Source organism: Granulicella pectinivorans, assembly GCF_900114625.1.
GTDB classification, from domain to species: domain Bacteria; phylum Acidobacteriota; class Terriglobia; order Terriglobales; family Acidobacteriaceae; genus Edaphobacter; species Edaphobacter pectinivorans.
In genome coordinates, this window is record NZ_FOZL01000001.1 from 342,934 (window position 1) to 365,085 (window position 22,152).

The 22,152-nt window shown below is 60.2% G+C and carries 16 protein-coding genes; 10 read left to right on the plus strand and 6 right to left on the minus strand.

Translation table 11 applies throughout. The annotated features are described in order from the left end of the window. The first annotated feature begins 47 nt into the window (after nucleotides 1–47). Together BM400_RS01295 and BM400_RS01300 are read left to right on the plus strand one after the other, a co-directional pair. Nucleotides 48–1,406, plus strand: a complete 1,359-nt coding sequence (locus BM400_RS01295) for an aspartate aminotransferase family protein (RefSeq protein ID WP_089835887.1) — start codon at nucleotides 48–50, stop codon at nucleotides 1,404–1,406. Between the two features lie 5 nt (nucleotides 1,407–1,411). Beyond that, nucleotides 1,412–2,941, plus strand: coding sequence for an N-acyl-D-amino-acid deacylase family protein (locus BM400_RS01300; RefSeq protein WP_141223768.1), 1,530 nt, complete (start codon nucleotides 1,412–1,414; stop codon nucleotides 2,939–2,941). On the opposite strand, the gene BM400_RS01305 is transcribed toward BM400_RS01300, so the two are convergent. Together BM400_RS01305 and BM400_RS01310 are read right to left on the minus strand one after the other, a co-directional pair. After that, a complete protein-coding gene (locus BM400_RS01305) occupies nucleotides 2,895–3,851 on the minus strand; it encodes a DMT family transporter (protein WP_089835891.1) in 957 nt (318 codons plus the stop codon). The genes BM400_RS01300 and BM400_RS01305 overlap by 47 nt on opposite strands. Then, nucleotides 3,848–4,852, minus strand: a complete 1,005-nt coding sequence (locus BM400_RS01310) for a 3-hydroxyacyl-CoA dehydrogenase family protein (protein ID WP_089835893.1) — start codon at nucleotides 4,850–4,852, stop codon at nucleotides 3,848–3,850. The genes BM400_RS01305 and BM400_RS01310 overlap by 4 nt, the downstream gene beginning before the upstream one ends. Before the next feature lie 159 nt (nucleotides 4,853–5,011). On the opposite strand from BM400_RS01310, the gene BM400_RS01315 reads away from it, so the two are divergent. The 6 genes from BM400_RS01315 to BM400_RS01340 are packed head-to-tail and all read left to right on the plus strand — an operon-like array spanning nucleotide 5,012 to nucleotide 12,933. Beyond that, nucleotides 5,012–5,413: a RidA family protein gene (locus BM400_RS01315; protein WP_089835894.1), complete on the plus strand. Its 402-nt coding sequence runs from the start codon at nucleotides 5,012–5,014 to the stop codon at nucleotides 5,411–5,413. Further along, the gene (locus BM400_RS01320) at nucleotides 5,406–6,725 is read left to right on the plus strand and encodes a neutral/alkaline non-lysosomal ceramidase N-terminal domain-containing protein (protein WP_089835896.1); all 1,320 of its coding nucleotides are present in this window, start codon (nucleotides 5,406–5,408) and stop codon (nucleotides 6,723–6,725) included. Before BM400_RS01315 ends, BM400_RS01320 begins: the two co-directional genes overlap by 8 nt. Beyond that, on the plus strand, nucleotides 6,722–7,774 hold the full coding sequence (locus BM400_RS01325; protein WP_089835898.1) for a Gfo/Idh/MocA family protein: 1,053 nt from the start codon (nucleotides 6,722–6,724) through the stop codon (nucleotides 7,772–7,774). Before BM400_RS01320 ends, BM400_RS01325 begins: the two co-directional genes overlap by 4 nt. Further along, complete coding sequence (locus BM400_RS01330) at nucleotides 7,767–9,119, plus strand: aspartate aminotransferase family protein (RefSeq protein WP_089835900.1); 1,353 nt, start codon at nucleotides 7,767–7,769, stop codon at nucleotides 9,117–9,119. Before BM400_RS01325 ends, BM400_RS01330 begins: the two co-directional genes overlap by 8 nt. Next, nucleotides 9,116–9,991 carry a fumarylacetoacetate hydrolase family protein gene (locus BM400_RS01335; RefSeq protein WP_089835902.1) on the plus strand — a complete coding sequence of 292 codons (876 nt, stop codon included), beginning with the start codon at nucleotides 9,116–9,118 and terminating at the stop codon, nucleotides 9,989–9,991. The genes BM400_RS01330 and BM400_RS01335 overlap by 4 nt, the downstream gene beginning before the upstream one ends. Next, a complete protein-coding gene (locus BM400_RS01340; protein ID WP_089835904.1) occupies nucleotides 9,988–12,933 on the plus strand; it encodes a heparinase II/III domain-containing protein in 2,946 nt (981 codons plus the stop codon). The genes BM400_RS01335 and BM400_RS01340 overlap by 4 nt, the downstream gene beginning before the upstream one ends. A gap of 8 nt (nucleotides 12,934–12,941) precedes the next feature. Here the strand turns inward: BM400_RS01340 and BM400_RS01345 are convergent, their stop codons facing one another. Beyond that, nucleotides 12,942–14,570: a glycoside hydrolase family 43 protein gene (locus tag BM400_RS01345; protein ID WP_089835906.1), complete on the minus strand. Its 1,629-nt coding sequence runs from the start codon at nucleotides 14,568–14,570 to the stop codon at nucleotides 12,942–12,944. A gap of 142 nt (nucleotides 14,571–14,712) precedes the next feature. On the opposite strand from BM400_RS01345, the gene BM400_RS01350 reads away from it, so the two are divergent. Both BM400_RS01350 and BM400_RS01355 read left to right on the plus strand, forming a co-directional pair. Further along, a complete protein-coding gene (locus BM400_RS01350; RefSeq protein WP_089835909.1) occupies nucleotides 14,713–16,338 on the plus strand; it encodes a M28 family peptidase in 1,626 nt (541 codons plus the stop codon). A gap of 27 nt (nucleotides 16,339–16,365) precedes the next feature. Next, on the plus strand, nucleotides 16,366–18,003 hold the full coding sequence (locus tag BM400_RS01355) for an aminotransferase class V-fold PLP-dependent enzyme (RefSeq protein ID WP_342714542.1): 1,638 nt from the start codon (nucleotides 16,366–16,368) through the stop codon (nucleotides 18,001–18,003). A gap of 3 nt (nucleotides 18,004–18,006) precedes the next feature. Here the strand turns inward: BM400_RS01355 and BM400_RS01360 are convergent, their stop codons facing one another. The 3 genes from BM400_RS01360 to BM400_RS01370 all read right to left on the minus strand — a co-directional run bounded on the left by BM400_RS01360 (nucleotide 18,007) and on the right by BM400_RS01370 (nucleotide 22,104). Continuing rightward, nucleotides 18,007–19,239 carry an acyltransferase family protein gene (locus tag BM400_RS01360; protein ID WP_089835913.1) on the minus strand — a complete coding sequence of 411 codons (1,233 nt, stop codon included), beginning with the start codon at nucleotides 19,237–19,239 and terminating at the stop codon, nucleotides 18,007–18,009. Nucleotides 19,240–19,405: 166 nt separating this feature from the next. Continuing rightward, a complete protein-coding gene (locus BM400_RS01365; protein WP_089835915.1) occupies nucleotides 19,406–20,554 on the minus strand; it encodes a putative nucleotide-diphospho-sugar transferase in 1,149 nt (382 codons plus the stop codon). A gap of 26 nt (nucleotides 20,555–20,580) precedes the next feature. Next, the gene (locus BM400_RS01370) at nucleotides 20,581–22,104 is read right to left on the minus strand and encodes a lipopolysaccharide biosynthesis protein (RefSeq protein WP_089835917.1); all 1,524 of its coding nucleotides are present in this window, start codon (nucleotides 22,102–22,104) and stop codon (nucleotides 20,581–20,583) included. Nucleotides 22,105–22,152: the final 48 nt, after the last annotated feature.

Here is a 22,152-nt window from a genome sequence, read left to right on the forward strand (position 1 = left end):
ACCAGCAGCGTTGCATCAGCAATACGAAAGATCATCGAAGAAGGACCATGACACACTATCCAAAGTCACAAGCGATCCTGAGCGAAAATTCGCGTTATATTCCGGGTGGTGTCGTCTCCACGAACCGCGCTGTCGATCCGCCGATTGTGTTTGAACGTGCGGACGGCGCATGGATGTGGGACGTCGATGGCAATCGTTATCTGGACTACCATGCCGCCTTCGGGCCCTATGTTCTGGGCCATAACGACCGCCACGTGAACGATGCCGTGCGCCGTGTGATCGACGAAGGCAGCAGCCTTTACGGCTCCGGCACGACAAAGCTCGAAGGACAACTCGCACATATGATCTGCGACGCTGTCCCCTTCGTCGATAGCATTCAGGTCTTGAACACCGGCAGCGAGGCCACCTACCAGGCGTTGCGTCTGGCACGCGCCGCAACGGGACGTTCCCACATCCTCAAGCCGCAGGGCGGGTACCACGGCTGGCACAATGATGTCGCCTGCAACCTCATGACGCCGCTCGCCAAGCTTGGTCCGCGTCGCGTAGCCGACGAATATCCCTTTGAGACGATCAGCGCCGGCATCCCGCAGGAGCATAGCAGCCTGATCCACGCCATCAACTTCAACGATCTCGAATCGGTGGAGGCGATGTGCCGGAAGTATCCGATCGCAGCCCTCATCACCGAGCCAATCCTTCAGAACATCGGCATCGTCCATCCCCTACCAGGCTATCTCGAAGGACTCCGCGCACTCGCGGACAAGTATGGCTTTGTGCTGATCTTCGATGAAGTCAAGACCGGCTTCCGCCACGCATTGGGCGGCTACTCTGCCGTCGCCGGGGTCGCGCCGGACCTCGTGGTCTACGGCAAGGCGATCGCGAACGGATATCCCCTCGCTGTGATTGGCGGCAAGAAGGAACTGATGGATCTCTTCGTCAGTCCCGATGCCACGAAGCGCGTTCTTCTCGCCGGCACCTATAACGGGCATCCCATACCGACGGCCGCGGCCATCGCCACGATCGAGCGTCTCGCGCACAACGACGGCGCAATCTATCGGGACTTCGAAACCCTGGGGCAAAGGATGCAGAGCGGCCTTGAGAAGATCTTCAAGGATGCAGGCACCACGGCTGTTGTTGCACGCCAGGGCTCGGCCTTCTGCACCTACTTCATGGATCATCTTCCGGTCGATTGGCACGATCTTGCGACGCACCACGATACGGAGATGGATGCTCATCTGCGTCGTGAGCTTCTCGAGCGCGGCGTCTATTTCTTCCAGTTGCCCATGAAGCAGTGCTCTCTGTCGGCAGCCCACACCGAGGCCGATGTGGACCAGACGCTCGAAGCGGTAGAAGATGTGTTGGCCGCAAGGCTGCAAACGGTGGGCAAACGAGCTACTCTAAACGGGTGAACTGGATGGATGCCAACCCCTTGGTGTTGCATGGCGGCGTACTCGCAGATGGAAGCGGTGCGCCGCTTCGTCGTGGTGATGTGCTGGTGCATGAAGGCAGAATCGTAGCAGTCGACTCCTTCGATATCCCCGCAGCGGCAACGGTGCTGGATTGCAGCGACACCGTCGTCGCCCCGGGATTCATCGATGCGCACAGTCACTCCGACCTGCAGGTGATCGAAGGCCGCCGCGAAAAACTGCTGCAGGGCGTAACCGCCGAGGTGGTCGGCAACTGTGGTTTTTCGCCCTATCCGCAGGGCAATCATGCAAACGAGCTGCGCAGCTTTGCCAACGGCATCTTCTGCGGCGATGAAGCGTGGGGGTGGGATTCTGCCTCGGGCTATCTGTCGAAGACCCGTGGCGCGGATGCCGTGGCTTCGGTCTATTCGCTCATCGGCCACGGCAGCTTGCGCATCGCAGTCGCGGGCAACCAGATGAACACGCTCTCGGAAGACAAGATCGCCGCCATGGAACAGTATCTGCGGCAGGCCTTCGCGGAAGGAGCCATCGGCTTCTCGACAGGTCTGATGTACGCTCCCGGCTCAAGCGCCGATCAGAGCGAATTGCTGCGTTTGTGCCAGGTGGTCGCCGACTGCAACAAGATCTACTGCACGCATATGCGCGACTACAGCTTCAAGCTCATCGAGGCGATCGACGAGCAGATCGTCCTTGCGGAACGCACCGGATGCCGCCTGCAGATCTCGCATCTTCAGGCCGTGGGCCGCGCCAATCGCGATCTCAACGCGCGCGCCCTCGAACGGATCGAAGAGGCCCACGTGCGCGGCGTAGACGTCGCCTTCGACTGCTACCCCTACATCGCAGGAAGCACCGTGATGACGCAGCTCCTGCCGCAATGGGCGCTTGAGGGTGGCACGGAGACCTTAATGCAGCGTCTGGGCAGCAAGAAGCAACGTCAGCGCATGGAAGACGAGATGCTCGTCAGCATGGCAAACCTCTGGAGCGAGCTTCTCATCAGTGCGATTGGCTCCGCACGCAACCAGTCGCTCGTCGGCAAGACGCTTGAAGAGATCGCGTCGTTCCGCCATCAGCGCGCGGTCGATGCCGTCTTCGATCTCCTGCTGGAGGAGCAGGGGCAGGTCAATATTCTCGAGTTCAACCAGAGCGAAGAGAACCTGCGCCGCAACCTGAATCATCCACTCGCGATCATCATCAGCGATGGGTTCTATGTGAAGGGACGGCCCCATCCGCGTCTGCACGGGACCTTCCCCGAACTACTCGGCAACCTCTGCCGCGAGCGCAAGTGGATGAAGACCGAGACCGCAATCCACAAGATCACGGGCTTTCCAGCCTCGCGCTTTGGCATGAAGGGCCGGGGCTACCTCCGTCCCGGATACATCGCGGACATCACAGTCTATGACCCGAAGACTATCCGCAGCCTCGCAACCTATGAGAATCCAGCTCGCTCTCCCGAGGGCATCCGCTACGTGATCAGGGCAGGACGCTCTCTACTGGAGCAGGCTTCTCCAGCAGCGTGATCAGCATCGTGCTTGCCAGCACGAGAACGCCGCCAGCGGCCGCGACAAGACTGATGCGCTCGTGCAGCCATATGGCCGCGATGGGCAGCCCGAAGAAGGCGATGAGGTAGTTCGAGAGCGCAGCCTGGATCGCGTCGATAGACTTGAGCGCCTTCAGAAAGAGAATCATCGAGAGCGTCGTGTGGAAGAGCATCAGCATCGCAAGCCCAGACCATGTAGTCAGCGTAAAGTGCGGCACATGGAGAAAGCTGTCCCGCTCCAGCGCAACGACAAAAGGCGTCATCAGAAGCGTAAGCCCGGCGTAAGTCCAGAAGAGCATCTCCATGGGAGAGTGCCAGTCGAGCGCCGCCTTGCCATAGGAGTTATAGAACGAGCTGCCAAGAATCGCGCCGAAGACGAGCACGTTACCGAGCAATTGGCTCTTGTTGAAGTTCACGCTGTGTATATCGAGCCCGGAACAAAGAGCGACTCCACAAACCGCGAGCGCAAAGCTGAGCCACCGAAGGCCGGTCATCTTTTCTTTCAGAAAAACAACCGCGAAAATCGCAGTCGTAACGGGCAGAACCAAGGTAAGCAGGGCGGCATTGCTGGCAAGCGTCAGACGCGTTCCCCACGTCATGAAGAGCTGGCCGGGAATCACCCCGAACACACAAAGCACAAGATAGATAACAAACAGGTTCGGGCGCTTCTTCCCGTGGGTCTGCGGTGCGGCACCCTGGTTCTGCTTGCGCTCCGCGCGAACGAAGGGATAGAGCACCAGCAACGAGATCGCCGTCGGAAACCAGACGGTGAAGAGCGGTCCTGCCTGATCCTGCACCAGCTTGATGCACGTGAACTGCAGCGCCCACATCAGATTGCAGGAGAAGAGCAACAACCAGGAGACCAGCTTCGATTGCGATGGCGTCGTCATGACTTCGGGGTATACCTCTCCGCAAGCTTGCGCATATCGTACGTGAACTGCACCCAGTCCTTCTCCCACTGCGCCGCACTGGCCTTGGTGTATGGGTAGAAGCCTTTCTGGTTCGCGACACCGAGCGCCTTGCGCTTCACCATGCGCTGCATCATCGCAGGCACATCGGTTCCCGTCGAGAGCTCCGGCAGCAAACCCTCCATCACCGCGGCGTACGCAGGGATCCCGGTAAGATCCATCCAGCGGAATGGCCCTGCAAGCAGAGCCCACCATCCGATATCGTTGCGGAAAGACTGATCCACCGTCTCCACATCGGCGATACCCGATTCAACCAGATGACAAGCCTCGCGCAACATCGCATACATCAGCCGGTTCGAGAGGAATCCACGGATATCCTGCTTCAACACCGCGGGCTCCTTGCCGCAGGAGATCCCGAAGCGCAGGCAAGCCCGGAGTGTTGCCTTGCTCGTCTGCTTCCCCGGGATAATCTCGAGATAGCGCATAATCTGCGCGGGCTCTCCCCAGTGCATGCCGATGTACCGGCCCGGCGCGACACGTCCTTCCTGGAGCAAGCTGATAGGCAGACTCGAAGTGTTCGAGGCGATAATCGTCCTCCGCGGTACCAGCGCATCGAGCTCGGCGAAGATGGAGCGCTTGAGCTCCAGATCCTCCCGCACACATTCAATGACAAGGCTGCATCCAGCGAGATCGGCGAGGCTCGACGCCGCATGGAGCCTCGGCCTCCACCCTTTGTAAGATTCCACATCGATCAGCTTCTGTCTTTTCAGCTCTGCAAGAGCCGTTGCCGCATGACGCACAGTCGCAGCATGTTTGCTTGGGTCGCTATCGAACCCCATCACGTCATGTCCGTTTGCCAGCAGGCATGCGGCGATTCCCTGCCCCATCAGGCCGAGGCCTACGATGCCCACACGCTGCTCCACCGGAGCCTGGTTCTTGCCGCTCGACCTCACTGTTTTCGGGACAGCTCGCTGGATTGTCATGGAGATACTATTCTTCGGGTCTGCATTCCCGGCGTCAAGCCGCAACAGTCGAGCCACACCCACCCGTCCAGCGGGATGGACACGATACAAATGAAGGAGTACGGATTTACCGTAACCGACGATATCGTAACTCTAACCGCAGCATCACGGAGAACGCACATGGCTTTCACGCAGGTCAAGAATCCCAACAAGAACGCAAATACCGGAGCCTACTCCGACGGCATCATCGTAGATGGATGGCTCTACGTCAGCGGACAAGGTCCGTTGGACATGAGCACCGGTCAGGCCGTCCCCGGCACCATCGAAGAAGAGGTGCGGCTCACGCTGAAGAATCTCGGCGATGTGCTGAAGGCTGGCGGATGCGACTATTCCGACGTCGTCAAATGCACGGTGCATCTCATCCATATCGAGGACTTTGCGCGCTTCAACGCCGTCTACCAGGAGTTCTTCACCGGCATCCTGCCCACACGCACGACGGTGGAATCGATGCTCGGCCTTGGCATCAAGGTAGAGATCGATTGCATCGCGCGCATCCCCGACGCGGCGGCGAAGAATGGCTGATTGGCGCATCGGCTTTGCACGGCAGCGCATCACCCCGCCTCTCGGCTGCGAGATGGCGGGGTTCGATGCCCGCATGGGTGTTGCCAACGCAGTGCATGACGATCTGCACGCGCATGCGCTCATCTTCGATGACGGCGGCACGCAGGCTGCACTCATCAGCATCGACGTCATCGCGGTATCGGCAGAGTTCTCGCTCGCGGTCAGACGCGATATCGAGAGCAGCACAGGCATTCCAGCCGGCAACGTCTTCCTGGCCGCGACCCATACCCACTGCGGCCCGGTCACGATCAATGGCTTCTTCAATCAGGGTCAGTTCCTCGACCCCGCCTACCTGCTCTCACTCCACGAACACGTCGTGAGCGCAGTCGTCAGAGCGAGCGAAAGCAGAAAGCCCAGAGTCTTGAAGACTGGCATGGCGCCCGTGGAAGGCATCGCGGTCAACCGCCGCACCCCGGATGGCCTGCCCGTCGATCCTTACGCAGGCGTCCTCGCAATCGAAGAGACCGACGGCACGATCGCTGCAATCGCCGTCATCTACGCCTGTCACACCACCGTGCTCGGTCCCAACACGCTCAGCCTGACACAGGACTTTCCCTTCTACACCCTTGCGAAGCTGAAGAGTGAACTCGGCGATGATGTCGAGACGCTCTACTTCAATGGAGCGCAGGGAGACCTCAGCATCGGACACAAGAGCAATCTCAGCGCCGTAGGTATCATCGACCCCTTCCGCACCTTCGCGACCGCACAGCGATTGGGAGAAAGGCTCGCGGACGCAGTGCTGGCAGGACTGCCAACGCTCACACCGGAAGCATCCAGAGTCCAAGTGCTTAGCAAGAATGTGGCGCTCCCACTCAAGCAGTATGAGCCTCTGGCCGTAATGACAGCGGCGCGTGAAAAGGCAGGCCGCGCGATCGTCGCCGACCGAATGGACGCAGAGATGCTCGCCATACGGCAACAGTCTCTCTACGCCCGCATCGAGGAATACCACGCAAGGTTGTACGAAGAGTCGGAAGCCCCCGAACCCAAGACACTGACCGTGGAGTTCGCCGCAGTTTTGCTCGGCGAAACAGCATTCATCACCCTGCCGGGAGAGATCTTCATACGAGTCGCGCTCGCCATCCGCGCGGCCTCACCCTTCGCGAAGACCCTCTTCCTCGGCCTGACCAACAACTACATCGGTTACCTGCCGGATCACGAAGCCACACGCGACTCCGGATACGAAGTCGTCGCATCGCGCGTACCCGCGATCGCCGGAGACATACTGCAATCGGAAGCAGCCAGCATGCTGCACGCTTTGAAGGAAGCGCTATGACAGAAAAGATTCGCATCGGTGTCATCGGCGCCGGCATCATGGGCCAGCAATACATCCGCATCTACCAGGATCATCCGTACGCCACCGTCGTTGCCGTCGCCGCCAGGCATCGCGAGCGCGCGCAGGATGTGGCAGACCGCTACGGCGTGCCGCGTGCCACCGACGACTGGCACACCATCACCGAGTCGGATATCGTCGATGCTGTCTGCATCGCACTGCCGGACGACGAACACTTCGCAGCCACCGAAAGCGCTCTTCGACACGGTAAGCATGTGTTGCTCGAGAAGCCGATGACCACGAGCCTACCCGAGGCGGACGCGATCGTTCGCCTCGCCGAGGCTTCGAAGCTGAAGGTCCAGGTCGCATTCAATCATCGCTGGCTTGCCCCCTACCATCAAGGCAAGGTATCCATCGCGGCCGGGGAGATCGGCGAACCCATCTGCGCCTATGCTCGCAAGAACGACACCATCTTTGTCCCGACAAAGTACATCAACTGGGCTCACCAGACCACGCCCGCATGGTTCCTGAGCTGCCACGACATCGACCTCGTCACATGGTTCTTCAACAGTGAACCCGTCGAAGCGCGCGCATGGGGCATCAAGCGTGTCCTCCTCGCACAGGGAATCGATACCTACGACATGATCCAGGCACAGGTGCGATACGCGAATGGTTCCATCGCGACCTTCGAATCCGGCTGGGTGCATCCCAACACCTTCCCAACGATGGTGGACTCCTTCATCGGCATCGTCGGCGAACGAGGCCATCTGCACTTCGACCGCAAGCGCGAGAGCCTCGAGATGAGCACGCCCGAGAAGTTCGTCTACCCCAAGACCTTCCTCTCCGCCGACGTCTTCGGCACACTGCGCGGTGCCTTCCCATCCTGCCTCGATGACTTCATCACATCGATCCGCAAAGACATCGCACCAGCCGTGGGCGTACGCGATGGCCGCAAGGTGACTGCCGTGCTTACGGCAATCCATGAATCCTTACGCACCGGCACGAACGTGCCCGTGTCTGGCTATACCGAGGGAGATACGCATCATGAGTGAACGCTACGCACGATCCATCGCCGATCTGGAGCGATCGAAGAAGTCCCTGGCCGGCGGTGTCAGCAGCAACGTCCGTCTCGGCGATAAGCCCTTCCCGCTTTTCTTCGAACGCGGCACCGGCTCTCATCTTTGGGACGTCGATGGCAACGAGTACATTGACTACGTGCTCGGACGCGGCCCCCTGCTCCTCGGACATACGCCCCCAGAGGTCATTCAGGCAACCTGCGATCAAATGTGGCGCGGACAGATCTATGCCGCACAGCATGAGCTCGAGTTCGAGCTCTCCGAACGCGTCTCGCGCATCGTCCCCTGCGCGGATCTCGTGCGCTTCGGCATCTCCGGCTCGGAGGCCGTGCACGGCGCGCTGCGTCTGGCTCGCGCCGCCACCGGCAGGCAGACCGTGCTCAAGTTCGAAGGCCAGTACCATGGATGGCTCGACAACATCCTCTATAGCCTCTCCCCCGATCCCAATCGCGCCGGCGATGCCCTGCACCCCGCAGCCCTTGCGGAGTCCGCCGGCCAGTTCAGCGGCACGGAGAGTCATGTCGTCGTTCTTCCATGGAACAACATCCCGGTCCTCGAAGAGTATCTCGCCCAACACGGCACCACCATCGCCGCCATCATCACCGAACCCGTCATGTGCAACACAGCCGTCATCCCGCCGCTGCCCGGATACTTGGAGGCCCTTCGCGATCTTTGCACGCAATACGGCATAGTGCTGATCTTCGATGAGGTCATCACCGGATTTCGTCTCTCACTCGCAGGTGCGCAAGGCCGTTTCAACGTAAAGCCCGATCTCACCATCTTCGGCAAGGCCATCGCCAACGGCATGCCGATCAGTTGCCTCGCAGGCCGCGAGCAATACATGGGCCTGATCGCCGCAGGAAAGGTCGGCCACGGCGGCACATACAACAGCCTGCCTCCAGCCGTAGCAGGAGCCATCGCCACGCTCGATATGCTCGAGCGCGATGGAGCAGCCGTATACGCAACCATGGAGCGTACCGGTGGGCGACTGATGGATGGAATCAAGCAGCGTGCGGCGAAGTTAGGTATTCCCGTCGTCGTCCAGGGCTACGGCCCCATCTTCTACATGGGCTTCCCGACGACTGAGGTTGCAGCAGATCAGGCCGTGTACGACTATCGCAGCTCGCTCGCAATGGATCAGGAGCTCTACACCCACTTCGTCTCGGCCATGGTGGATCGCGGCGTCCGCATCATCCCTCGCGGCAACTGGTTCCTCTCTTCCACGCACAGCGACGCCGACATCGACCAGACCCTCGACGCGGTCGAAGCGGTACTCGCCGAAACCATCGCGCCAAAGCTTCACGAGAAGGTGACCGCATGAGACTCGGAATCGCACGGGCAAACGAACGCACCTTCATGGCTGCACAGGAAGGCACAAAGACTGTCGACCTCGAACAGACAGTTGGCACACTCGACATCACAGCGATCATCCGCAACTGGAATCACTGGAAGCCGATCCTTGAAGAGCTCGTCGCACGCACCGAAGGCGAGTCCTCGCCGATCGTCTGGTTGGCCCCCCTTCCTAATCCGCCGAAGTTTCTCTTGCTCGCCGGAAACTTTCGCGCGCATGTCATCGAGTCGGGCTTTGCCGCCGCGCCGGAAGAGAACCTCACCCCGCAGTTCTTCATCAAGCCTTCGACAACCATTATCGGCGCCACCGAGGAGATCCCACTTACCTCCGCGAATCACGCGCTGGACTACGAAGCCGAGCTTGCCGTGGTCATCGGCACGCAGCTTCGCGATGCGACGCTCGACAACGCCATGGATGCGGTATGGGGATACACGGTGGTGAACGACATCTCCGAACGCAAGCTGAACGACGGGATGGTCGACCGCAAGAAACGCTCCAACGACGACTTCTTCGACTGGCTCGTCGGGAAGTGGTTCGATGGATCCGCGCCCATGGGCCCGCATATCGTCACCGCCGATGAGATCGCCGATGAGTTCGTCGTGCGCGCCCGTCTGAACGGCGAGCTGGTGCAGGAGGCTCCGGCCTCCGCGATGATTCACAGCGTGGCCGAAGCGATCGTCTACATCAGCAAGGTGCTGACGCTCGAGCCCGGCGACGTCATCTCCATGGGGACACCCTCCGGCGTCGGCATGGCGCGTGGACGTCTGCTGCGTGACGGCGACGTCATCGAGTGCGAGGTTGGTGGCATCGGCACCTTGCGCAATCGGGTCGCACTGCGATGACCCGCCATCCAGGCCTTCTCCGCATCGCCGCTGCCTCGCTTGGACTCTGCTCCGCGATCGCGCTGCATGCGCAAGACCTGGACACAAATCACCTTGGCCCTGCGGAGTATCGCAGCCACTTCGCGCCAAACCCCGGCGCATCCCCCAGCTCCGGTTCACGTGATGGATGGGAAAGCTACCCGCTAGCCGAAGATGCCGGCTTCGATCCCACCATCGAACCCATCACACTTCACGGCGAGAGCATGCTCACCCGTACCTCCGCCCCAACGCAGGACGGCCCCTTCAGGTTAGGCTTCATCAAACGTTTGCATATGGTCTCCGGCAGCAACGCATCCCTTCATATGCAGGTGCGTCTGCCGGACTCCGCCGGAGCAGTATCTCTCCACATCCATCTCTTCCATGGCGAAAAAGAAGAGCTCCATGATGCACTTGTGAACGGCAACGGGTGGTGCAATCTCGAGTTCAACCTGTCTCCCTCAAACCAATGGATCACCGCCGTCGCAGTCGAAGCTGAACTCCCTCACGCTGTACATGGCCGTCAGGAGCGCATCGACCTTCGCGATCTAAGCCTGAAGGCCTTCGCGACGAAGCACATCGAGCTACGCACGCCCGATGCTCTCTGGGATCCAACGCGCGAACTCTACTATCTGCAACGCGCGCTCACTTCCGGAAGCGATCTCCATGTCGTCATGAGCAGCCCGCCCGCGCAGATGCGCTGGGTTCTCGTCTCTCCCGATGGCACACGCAAGGTGGAAGGCAGAGGCGCCATCCACTACCACTTCGCCCCTTCCGACCCCTATGGCGTCTGGACAATTCAGGCAACGAGCAAGTCCGCGGAAACAACAGCGCTCCTCCTCCTTCGCCCCACCCAGCCAACGGGAATCGCCTTCGACCAACCCCCTTCCTTGTCACCCGAACTGCTCAAAACGGTGCGCGACCGCCGCGACCGGCTCCGCGGCACAGTGCAGGTGGCGCTGGGAAACAACATCGCGAAGATGGACCCCGACTGGCTGCTCCCGGGCCTGCCCTCCTACTTCTCAATCCTGTCGCAGCCGCCTGAACTCGCGCTGCTCGACGCAATCGTCTACCGCAGCACCGGCGACATAGCCTCGCTCAACGAAGCGCGCACCCTGCTCGCAGGCATCGCGCAATGGCCGCTCTGGGTACACCCCTGGTTTCCCGCACATGGATACCACAGCTACTACCCCGTTGGCATCATGACGCGCTCTCTCGTCATGGCCCAGCAGTTCCTCGGCAACGACCTCGCGGAAACCGATCGCACCGCACTCGAACGCAGCCTGATGCATCTCGCGATCAAGCCAATCTACGAAGAGTACGTCCTCGAAGACAGGCTGCAATGGGGCACCAGCAACTGGATCGGCAACACCGACGGCGGTGCACTCCTGGCTGCGCTCGCAAGCCACGATCCCGACGCCGCAGGCTACGCCCTCGGTCTCTACATCAAGCAGCGCGATCACATCCGCGCCGCCTACACCTCCGACGGCAGCTACGGTGAGGGTGTAAGTTATCAGCGCTTCGACCTCGAAACAACCGCACTCGCAGCAGCGGCAGTGAAGCGTCTCCTCGGCCAGTCGCTGGATGCGGATCTCATGCCCGCCGAACGATACATGCGCTACGCAACCTTCGGCCCGGATCAGGTGCTCGACTACGGCGACAGCCACGTCGACCTCAAGCCAGCAAACGTCTTCGCCTATCTCGCATCGCTGAACCAGTCGGCTAGCCTGACCGGCTTTTACTTCAAGTACCGTGGAACCGGGAACGGCGATCTGTTGAGCCGCGTGCTCTGGGAGAGCAACATCCATCCCGTCAACGCGCCGCCCTCCGACGATCCCCCATCCCGTCTCTTCGACCGTCGCGGCATCGTAGTTCTCCGCCAGAACTGGAGCCCCGACAGCACCGTCATCGCCATGCGTGCGGGACAGAATTTCAACCACAACCACGCCGATCAGGGCAGCATCTTCTTTGCACGCGAAGGCAAGCTATGGCTCGGCGAAGCCGGTTACGCGGACTACTACAAAGACCCCGCCTTCCTCACCTTCAACGCGCAGGCCGTCGGCCACAATACACTACTCCTCGACGGCAATCCCGAAAGCCAGATCCTTCCCGGCAACGCAGTCTTCGGCGCATCGCCCTCCATCACGCACGCCCTCATCGGTCCATCCGCGTCGCTCGTCCAGGCCGATCTCACCACAGCCTACGCCGCAAAGCTGACGCGCTACACGCGGACGCTGTTCTTTCAAGCGAACGGCCCGCTCATCGTTATCGATCAGATAGAGTCCCCCACGCCCCACACCTACACCCAGGTCTGGCATCCGAAACAAAAGGTCGCAACCGAAGATCTGCCCAACACCTTCCGCCTGACCGGTGGCAGCCACGACCTCACCGTGCGAGCCTTTGCCACCACACCCCTGGCCACCTCTCAACGCGAATCCCCCATGCCGCTCGCCAGTTACGAGAAGGCCGAACACGAGAGCATCGAGCGCCCCACACGTTTCGAGATCTCCACCCTCACCCCCCAGACATCGTCCTCCATCGTCACCATCCTCCAGCCCGATCGTCGCGAGTCCATCGCGAACGCCACATGGGTGCAGACCGGCAACACCGCGACCCTCACCGCAGCAGACACTGCAGTCGAGCTCAACCAAGCCGAGTCATCCATTACCGCCTGGTGGGCGCATGGTGCCATGGCAATCCATGCAATGCACTACCGGGATAAAACCACCGGCGCAACTCTCCTCTTCGAGAATCCCGTCGACATGCAGATCACGCGCAAGGACGATGCCATCATCCTGCTCGAAGTAGACACCCAGGAAGCAACCACCCTCACCCTGCATGGCCTCTCTCTTCCCAATGGAACCCTGACCACGCCGATCAAAGCCGGCCACACTGCCATCACGCTCCATACGCAAGCATCGAAGTAGCCACCGCCTCAGCGTTCGAAGCGGAACCAATCGACATCGACGTAGCTGCGTTCTCCACGCATCGCCGGCCCTTGTGCAAAGAGACCCACCTTCGCGCCAATCCAGACTCCCGTACGTGCCTGGAACACCTCTCCCGCCGGTGTAAAGTGCGTGCCATCTTCGCTCGCAAAAAACTGCGCCCTCGCCCCCTCGCTCAACTGCATCCGCAGGTAAACCGTCTCTCCCTGAAGCGGCCGGATGACGGTCTCCGTCTCCGCGCCTGCATCGTGGCTCACGCCATAGACCAGGACAAGCCCCTTCTCCGTACGCCGCGTCGCGACATACGCATAGTCCTGCCCAAGCAGTACCAGACCGCTGCGATCCCCCACCGAGTGCGACGCAAGGTTCAGCTTCGTCGTCACCGTAAACGCCGTTGCGGGCAGCTTTTGCGTCAGCACATTCGGAGCCGTCCACAGCCTCTCGCCCAGCACGGCATCCACCGGCACATTCAGCAGGCGCAGCACGCCAAGAGCCTGCGAGGGCAGCGCCCACCCCGCAACGGGATTCGCCTGCCACTGCCACTGCAACCCAAGGCGAGCGGAGTCGAACTCATCCGAATCCGGAGGCGTCATCACCTTGCTTACCACCGCGACCGCAGGCTTCTTATACCGCAGCACCGGTTCGCCATCCTTGCCCACCACCGGCCAGTCATGCTCCCACTGCAGCGGTTCAAGATGCGTCACCCGTCCATACGGCCCGCGATCCTGAAAGTGCAGAAACCATCCTTCGCCCGCGGCCGTCTCCACCCACGCCCCCTGGTGCGGACCGTTGGTCGGCGTACTCCCCTTGGACAGGACAACCCTGCGCTCATACGGCCCATAGATATCCTTCGCGCGATACACAAGCTGGTATCCAGTCGGCACGCCGCCCCCCGGCGCAAAAACATAGTAGAACCCATTCCGCTTATAGATCTTCGGCCCCTCCACCGTAAGGTCCTGCCCATGCCCATCGATGATGATCGTCCCATCATCGAGCATGTGTTCCCCATCCGGCGACATGCGGCTCAGGATCAACACGTTCTTGATGCCCGACCGGCTCCCCGCCATGCCATTGATCAGATACGCGTTGCCATCCGTATCCCACAGCGGGCACGGATCGATCCAGCCCTTCGCCGCACGCACCAGCTTCGGCGTCGACCACGGTCCCGTAATCTTCGCGGCCTTCGTCACATAGATTCCATACTCCGGATCCGGATAGTAGATGTAAAACATCCCCGCATGCTGACGGATCGCCGGAGCCCACACCCCATTGCCATGCTGTGTCTTCGCATACACCTCCACCGGCGGCTGCTCCGACAGCGCATGGCCAATCAGCTCCCAGTTCACCAGGTCCTTCGAGTGCAGAATCGGCAGCCCCGGCACCTGGTCGAAGCTCGAGGCGACAAGATAAAAATCATTGCCCACACGAATCGCATCCGGGTCGGAGTAATCGGCGTTCAGCACCGGATTCACATACGTGCCGTCACCCTGGTCGGCAACCCACACCTGCGAGGGCTTCGTCTGTGCATGCGCAAGAGAACAAAGAGCAAGAACAGCGGCAACGGAGAGATTTCGAAAGACGAGCGGCAAAGGGTAGGCTCCAGTCGGGGAGAGACGCATCCCCCCCTATTATGGCCAATCCCCAACCCGCCCGGCGAATTGCTCCGAAGCTACGTCATTTGTCCGTCCTGCGCACGCGCAGATCCTGCGAAGATATCTCCATTCCCTGCACGCTGAAAAATTCCATCTGAAGCAGGCCTCCATGATCCGCAGCACCACGGTAAGGACCAAAGCTTTCACCACGATGCGTCGCGCAGCGCTGCTGTTCTTGGCAGCGACGGCATGCACCGCACAGTCGCCGGCAAATCCCGCAAGCCTGATTACACCGGCGGATCTGAAAGCCGACATCTACTTCCTCGCCTCGGACGATATGGCGGGCCGCAACATCGGCAGCATCGAAGACCACATCGCCACCGACTACATCGCGGCGGAGTTCATGCGCCTCGGCCTGAAACCAGTTGGCGACAACGGCACCTACTTTCAGAACATGGACATCCTCTCCGGCGACGTGGACAAGCAGCACACAACGCTCACCGCGAAGCTCGATGGCGTCGACCATACCTACGCCATCGACAAGGATTTCCGCTGGAATCGCCAAAGCCTCCGCGCCGACAACGCCTGTGGCCCCATCCTCTTCGCGGGATACGGCATCTCCGCCCCGGAGTTTGCCTACGACGATCTCGCCGGCACCGATCTCAAGGGTAAGGTGGTCATGGTCTTCGGCCGCGAGCCGCAGGCCGGCGATCCCACATCCAGGTTCATGGGCACGCTCGACAGCTATCACGCCTTCTTCTGGGACAAGGTCGAGGAACTCCGCAAGCGCGGCGCAGCAGCCGTACTCATCGTGCAGGACCGCGTCCCCCGCAGCGTAAAACCCATCCCCGCAAGCGCCGTACGCTCAGCGGGAGGCCCGTCCTACGCGCTCGCCGGGCAGATGTGGGATCTGCCGGTCTTCACCATCGATCGAGACGTTGCCGACCGGATGCTGGCAGCCAGCGGCAAGACCTCCGACGCCCTGCAGGCCGGAATCGACCACACCCTGAAGCCTCAAACCTTCGAAGTGCCGCGTAGTTCCGTCTGCCTGACCAAAGCCTACACAGGACTCAAGACAATCCACGGGCGCAACGTCGTGGCGATGCTCGAGGGCTCCGACCCAGCCCTCAAAGCACAGACCATCATCCTTACCGCGCATCACGATCACATGGGCGTCATCGACGGTCACATCTTCCACGGCGCGGACGACAACGCCTCCGGCGTCGCAGGCATCCTCGGCGTGGCCCGCGCGATGGTGAAGGGAGGAGTCAAACCAAAGCGAAGCGTACTCTTCATCGCGTACGACGGCGAAGAGCGCATCTTCCTCGGCTCCTATTTTTACGTCACCCATCCCATCGTTCCGCTCGCGAACACGGTAGCGAACATCAACCTCGACATGATCGGCCGCGACGAAGAAGATCCCAACTGGCCTTTGCCCACGGACCACAACGCCAACATGGTGAACGTCCTCGGAACGCGCTACAACCTGAGCCTGCGACGCATCATCGACACCGGCAACAAGGAAGGGTTGAAGCTCGACTACAAGATGGACACCGTGGATCCCGACTCCCTCTGGTCGCGCAGCGATCACTTCTGGTTCGCCACCCTGCACATTCCGCAGGTCGAGTTCCAGACCGGTCTTCACCATGACTACCACACCGAAAACGATAGCTGGGACCGCATCAACTATCCCAAGCTCACCAGAATCGTGCGTCTGGTCTTCCGTTCCGTCGACGAGTTGGCTGGGTCGTCGGAGAAGATCGCCTTCACGCCCGCAGGCACACCCGCAAAGTAAAGCAAAACCACCAGAAAGAGGATGACGATGGCAAAGACGACAGGTTGGTCGCGACGGGATGTACTGAAGCAGTCTGGAATGTTGTCGGTTGCGGGCGCGGTCAACGTCCTCGCCCCCGCAACGCTGCACGCCGCCGCTCCGGCGAAGAACGGAAAGCCCGCCGCAGGACAGGTATTGTCCGCGCATGAAGTCCCCTTTACCGACGGAGACTTTCACGACAACCTCTTCACCCGCATCGGCCTGCGCCCTCTCATCAACTGTCGAGGCACCATCACGGCGGTCAGCGGATCCACCTCCCTGCCCGAGGTCAAGCAGGCCATGTACAACGCCTCGCTCTACCACGTCCGCATGGACGAGATGATGGACGCGGTCGGCGCGGAACTCGGCAAGCTCTGCGGTGCGGAGTGGGGCATCGCGACCACGGGCACCGCCGCCGCCACCTGCCAGGCCACCATCGCCTGCATCGCCGGAACCGACATCGAGAAAAGTCAGGCGCTACCCTACATCAAGAAGAAGGACCAGGTCGTCATCCCGAAGACCTCGCGCAATCCATACGACATCGGCGTACGCATGTGCGGGGCCGAGATGGTAGAGTTCTCCACGCCGGAAGAGCTCGAGGCAAAGATCAGCGATCGCACCGCCATGCTCTACATCCTCGCCAACCCGCGCTGGGACGATACCCCGATGAGCACGAAGAACCTAGCTGCCATCTGCAAAGCCAAGGGCGTGCCGGTGTTTGTCGATGCCGCCGCAACCGAACCGGATCTGCCAAACCCGCACCTCGCAGCCGGTGCCGATCTCGTCGCCTACTCAGGCGGCAAATGCATGCGCGGCCCGCAATCCGCCGGGCTCCTCATCGGCAACAAGTCCCTCTGCAAGGCCGCCTACTTCCAGGGTTCTCCGCACCACAACTACGGCCGCGCCATGAAGTGCAGCAAGGAAGAGACGATGGGCCTCCTCGCCGCCGTCAGAGCATGGCGCAAGCGCGACCACGCCGCCGAACAAGTCATGTGGATGGGCTGGATGCAGCAGATTGCAGACAAGATGAAGGGCTTGCCCTCGGTCAAGGCGACCGTCTTGCCGCCGCCTCCAGTCGGCTCCATCGATCGCTGCCCCGGGGTCAGAATCGAGTGGGACGCAGCCGTAACGAAGATCACCGGCACGGAGTTGTCCAGGAAACTCGACGACGGCGCAGTCCGCATCTCACTCGGCGGCACAGGCACGCGCCCTGACCACATGAAGAGCTCGGTCATCGTATGGGCCTACATCCTCACGCCCGTGGAAGTCGGGATCGTCGGCGATGCGATCTACGAAGCCTTAACGAAGCCCGGCGTCTATCCCGACCCCATCGTACCCACTGGCGAACCCGCATCCGTCGCAGGTAACTGGGCCGTGACCATCCACTACGTGCGCGGCACCGGCGAGCAACGCTTCGTCCTCTCCCAGAGCGGCAACGACCTCACCGGCGAGCAGCAGGGAGAGATCTACCATGCTCCATTCAAAGGAGCCGTACACGCGGATCAGGTCGTCCTCACAAGCAGCCTGCCCGTGACGGGCTATCCCATCCCCTGCAACTTCAAAGGCACCGTCAAAGGCAACACCATGACGGGCACGGTCACCATGGGAGAATACGGCGAAGCCACCTGGGAGGCCGTGCGAGCCTGAGTCTCAAGTCCTTTGCAACCGGCTCACGATCGCACCGGCCGCGGACAATGGCTGCGGCCGGTGCATCGCCTCCTTCACCTCTTCCGCCTGACCGAATCTCTTGAGTCTCAGAAACGGAGTTTCGAAATACCGGAAACTCAACAGTGCCACCGCAAAGGTAATCGCAAGAACGATCGATTCCAGCAACACACGGTAGAGCAGCGGCGAAGCAATATGCGCGTGCAGTGAACGGGCAAAGCGAATCGCGAGAAGCACACTGACCAGAGGCTGAAAGAGATAGAGCCCGAAGCTATAGCGTCCGACAAAGCGAAGCGGCTTCGCGGTCATCACGCGCGCAACCAACGACTCTCCGTTCAGTGCCATGGCGATCAGCGATGTTGCCGCAATCGCGAGCAGGCTATACCCAAACCGATTGATCGCAAGGTTCCTCTCCCAATAGAAATCCCCCGTCCTCCACGCGATCGCGAGACATCCCGTCACCGCGATCAAGAACGCCTTGGGCGCATAGGCTTGCACCCTCCCGCCATAGGCTCCGCGAACCATCAGGGCCAGCCACGCCCCTCCCAGCAACGCATCCATCCTGCAGAAGGTGAGCTTGTAAGTAGCTTCAAGAGGAGAGCCATGGGCCAGCAGGAAGATCCGGATAAGCGGTGCCGCGCACGCAAGCATCGCCGCGATCCAAAGCAGCCGTCGTCTCTCGCGAACCACGAAAATCACAAGCGGCCAGACAAGATAGAACTGCTCTTCGACGGCGAGCGACCAAAGATGAAAAGAGGCATCCGCAACCCTCCCTCCGTGGATATTGCTCCACCAGAGTGGCGTGTTCTGCATAAAAAGAGGAAGAAACGATATAGGTCGAAGACGGAGAGGCACAATCACTGTAAAAATGCAGACCAGCAACAAAATAAAGCCATAGTACAAAGGAAAAATGCGACACGCACGACGCAGATAGAAGTTTCGAAGATAACGCGCGGTACCAACCGAATCGAATAAAATTCCCGTGATCAGAAACCCGGAAAGTGCAAAAAATAGATCCACCCCCACCCAGCCCGCACCGCTCACCTTCAGCATCAGATTGATCAATCGATGTCCGGGCAGCTGATTTGAGCCCAACAGATGAAGGCAGAAGACACAGAGTAAAGCTGTGCCTCGGATCCCATCGAGAGCCTTGATAGGACGATTCCATGTTTGAAGTTCTGGCAAACGTGAATTGGAAGATGAGGTTGCTATCGTCATGGCGTAAATCTCCGCGGCCGCTGATTGAGCAGTAGTGTAGAGCAGAGAGACGAAAGCAGTCGATAGAAATTATTTTTATTGAAACGGTGTCTTCTAGATCGTCCCGATAACTCCGAACGAGAGCGTCCATCAAAAAGCACTTCGAAAAAGTAGTCGCCTCTTAGCCCTAGCCAAGCCCTAGCAGCGCACGCAACTCATCCACACTTTGCCCCTGGTGGAAATGCCGTATTACCTTGCCCGTAGCAATATCCCGCGACACCAGCGTCTTATCCGGGCACACCCACCGCACCCCATCCGCACGGAAGCTCATCGACTCACTCGTCGTCACCACATCCGCCACGCCGGCATCCGCAATCATATGATTGATCGCGGCCTGGTCGTCCAGTTCATGCATCGTGCGCTTCACATAGCGATCCAGAAAATCCTTCGTCGCCTGCGTCGGCGAAAAGACCATAAAGCCGCAGCACACAATAAACCCAAGCTTCCGCGCAACCTCCTGCGGAATCGAATAGTCCTTCTGCACCACGATATCTGCTTCAGGCATGCGGTCCAGCATCGACGCAAGATCGCCCATCGCAACCGCATCCAGATCGATCGAAAGCAGACGATGCCCACGCCGCACAATCTCGCGGAGGAACAAAACCCGCACAATCCACAGAACCTGTCGGCAGCGATCGTCCACTTTGCCATGCTCATCGAAGACAAAGAAAGTGGACAGATCGACAACGCCGCCATCGAGAGCCTCACCCATGGCCGCGAACGCGCCCGCATCCATGGCCAGCCCGAAGATCCGTCCACGGATATGCTTGCGCGCCTGCTCCAGCCAAAGCCCGAAGAGCCCAAGGTAACGCTCCCCCGCAGCCACCAGGACAACATCCTCACCCGCTGCCAGCGGAAGACGATCGACCATCGCGGCCACCATGTCATAGATCGCACCCGAGAGAATCGCCTCGTCGAATCGCGCCATGGTGCGCGCCACCGCGGCAGCCACCGGCGGGTGTGCTTGCCGTGCCGTGCGCCGGTCGATCAGCCCTGCCAGCCGGTAACGCTCAAAGCGATACGCCACCACAGCCAGCGCAAAGTTCGCCTCTGCCGAACGATCCAGATTGCGCCGCAGAAGCTTCACATAAAGACCCCGCGCCGTGCGACTGTGCCGCGCCATCAGAAAGCAGTACAGCATGCGGATCTTCGCCTTGCGATCCGAGCCGTCCAGCGCATCGTAGTACATCAGAACCGCAATCGCAGGCACCCAGAGACTCGCCCGCATCAGAGCCTTGCCCAGCGAAAAAACCAGCTTCCTCACATTAGCGCTCATGCATCCTCTGGGGTCGTCGAACCGGTCTAGGTCGTGCTGGCTTTGGGGGCGAAGCGATTCTTGAAGCGCGATGCCAGCAACCCACGAATCTCATCCACTTCAAACACAAAGTACCCCGCTATGCCGAAAACAGCCGTGACCGACACCGCACACACTACCGTCCATGCCAGTGGCCAGTTGACCTCGCGATACGCAGGATACCCCGCCAGCAGAAACGCGATCGTCATAAAGATCGTAAGACGCACAATCGGCTGCGTGCTGATCCGATACTCCTTCGGGAACATCTTGTCGTTCAACCCCAGCACGAACTGCGTCTGAATCATCTCCCAGAGAAGCCAGGTCCCCAGGAAGCCATACAGCCCGAGAAACTTCATCGTCCCAATCGACACCAGCAGCATCGCGGCATAGCCCACCAGGATGAAGACCGAAAGATCCTCATGCTTGTTGCTCGACGACTGAAACTGCGTCTTGTGTTCCTTGATGCCCAGCACGGCGGAGATGATCGCCATCATGCAGCACAGCTTCCAGTCATACAGATTGCGCTTGTGCAGCCACACCGTAAACAGGAACGGACACATCAGCAGGCTGCCGATGCTGACAATCGGAATCAGGAACAGCACAATCCGCTCGGAAAGATCGTACAGCCGCCGCAGTTGCCGCCAGTCGTTCTTGCCCACCAGCAGCGTAATGTCCTGCGAGATCGTATTGCTCGCAATCGAAAGAATCTGCCGCGACATCTGGAACACCGTACGCACCAACTGGAAGATACCCACCTGCGCTGAACCCAGCACAATCTGGATCATCAGCACAGGCCCCTGCCACGTAAGAAATCCAGCCATCGCGATCAGCCCGAAGTGCCCGCTCGGCTTGATGATCTGACGCACCTGCTTCCAGCTTCCGTAGCGCAGATCGGGAAGCAGCACCGGGGCAGTTCGGCTCACGTCAATCAGGATCAGGAAGAAGAACAGAAACAGCGACCCAAGCTGAATGGCGGCAAGCACCGGGAAGGACGCATGCAGAAAGATAGCCAACGCCATCGCCAGCACCATAAACAGGCGCTGTGCACTCTGGAAGTAGTTTCCGCGATGCAGTTGGCCAACCACCATGTAGCTGTTCGCCAGCAGGCTGAACATCATGTTGAACGCCACCCGCAGGATCAGCAGATAGAGCGCGAGAGCCGCGACATGAGCGTTCTCATGCTTCAGGTGCAACAGCGAGGCAATCGGGATAAAGAAGACGGCCACTCCAAGCACGGCGAACGAAACAAACAGCAGAAGAAGCAGCCGGAAAGCGCTCGCCTGGATATCCTTCGCGCCCTTCACGTCGCCGCCGTTATACAGAATCGTCGTCTGGTTATTGGCGTAGTTCTGGATCCCATAGTTCAAGGTCCCCAGGTAATCCACCGAAGCGCTCAACGCGATCCACTCGCCATACACCTCGAGCCCGAAGAAGCGAAGGAAAAACGGCGGAATCAGCAACTGCGAAATGACGGTAATGCCCTGGCCCAGAAGGCTGGTAAACAGGAGCTGAAGAATGCGGCGCACGTTCATGAAAGTCTTCCTCCCGAAAAGAGCGGCTGATGTGCTTCCATCTTCGGA

What these genes read in the sequence shown, in the direction of transcription:
- BM400_RS01355 (WP_342714542.1), top strand. Translation starts at nt 16,366, where the DNA reads ATGGCAAAGACGACAGGTTGGTCGCGACGGGATGTACTGAAGCAGTCT.
- BM400_RS01340 (WP_089835904.1), top strand. Translation starts at nt 9,988, where the DNA reads ATGACCCGCCATCCAGGCCTTCTCCGCATCGCCGCTGCCTCGCTTGGA.
- BM400_RS01370 (WP_089835917.1), bottom strand. Translation starts at nt 22,104, where the DNA reads ATGAACGTGCGCCGCATTCTTCAGCTCCTGTTTACCAGCCTTCTGGGC.
- BM400_RS01310 (WP_089835893.1), bottom strand. Translation starts at nt 4,852, where the DNA reads ATGACAATCCAGCGAGCTGTCCCGAAAACAGTGAGGTCGAGCGGCAAG.
- BM400_RS01320 (WP_089835896.1), top strand. Translation starts at nt 5,406, where the DNA reads ATGGCTGATTGGCGCATCGGCTTTGCACGGCAGCGCATCACCCCGCCT.
- BM400_RS01330 (WP_089835900.1), top strand. Translation starts at nt 7,767, where the DNA reads ATGAGTGAACGCTACGCACGATCCATCGCCGATCTGGAGCGATCGAAG.
- BM400_RS01335 (WP_089835902.1), top strand. Translation starts at nt 9,116, where the DNA reads ATGAGACTCGGAATCGCACGGGCAAACGAACGCACCTTCATGGCTGCA.
- BM400_RS01365 (WP_089835915.1), bottom strand. Translation starts at nt 20,554, where the DNA reads ATGAGCGCTAATGTGAGGAAGCTGGTTTTTTCGCTGGGCAAGGCTCTG.
- BM400_RS01325 (WP_089835898.1), top strand. Translation starts at nt 6,722, where the DNA reads ATGACAGAAAAGATTCGCATCGGTGTCATCGGCGCCGGCATCATGGGC.
- BM400_RS01315 (WP_089835894.1), top strand. Translation starts at nt 5,012, where the DNA reads ATGGCTTTCACGCAGGTCAAGAATCCCAACAAGAACGCAAATACCGGA.
- BM400_RS01305 (WP_089835891.1), bottom strand. Translation starts at nt 3,851, where the DNA reads ATGACGACGCCATCGCAATCGAAGCTGGTCTCCTGGTTGTTGCTCTTC.
- BM400_RS01295 (WP_089835887.1), top strand. Translation starts at nt 48, where the DNA reads ATGACACACTATCCAAAGTCACAAGCGATCCTGAGCGAAAATTCGCGT.
- BM400_RS01350 (WP_089835909.1), top strand. Translation starts at nt 14,713, where the DNA reads ATGATCCGCAGCACCACGGTAAGGACCAAAGCTTTCACCACGATGCGT.
- BM400_RS01345 (WP_089835906.1), bottom strand. Translation starts at nt 14,570, where the DNA reads ATGCGTCTCTCCCCGACTGGAGCCTACCCTTTGCCGCTCGTCTTTCGA.
- BM400_RS01300 (WP_141223768.1), top strand. Translation starts at nt 1,412, where the DNA reads ATGGATGCCAACCCCTTGGTGTTGCATGGCGGCGTACTCGCAGATGGA.
- BM400_RS01360 (WP_089835913.1), bottom strand. Translation starts at nt 19,239, where the DNA reads ATGACGATAGCAACCTCATCTTCCAATTCACGTTTGCCAGAACTTCAA.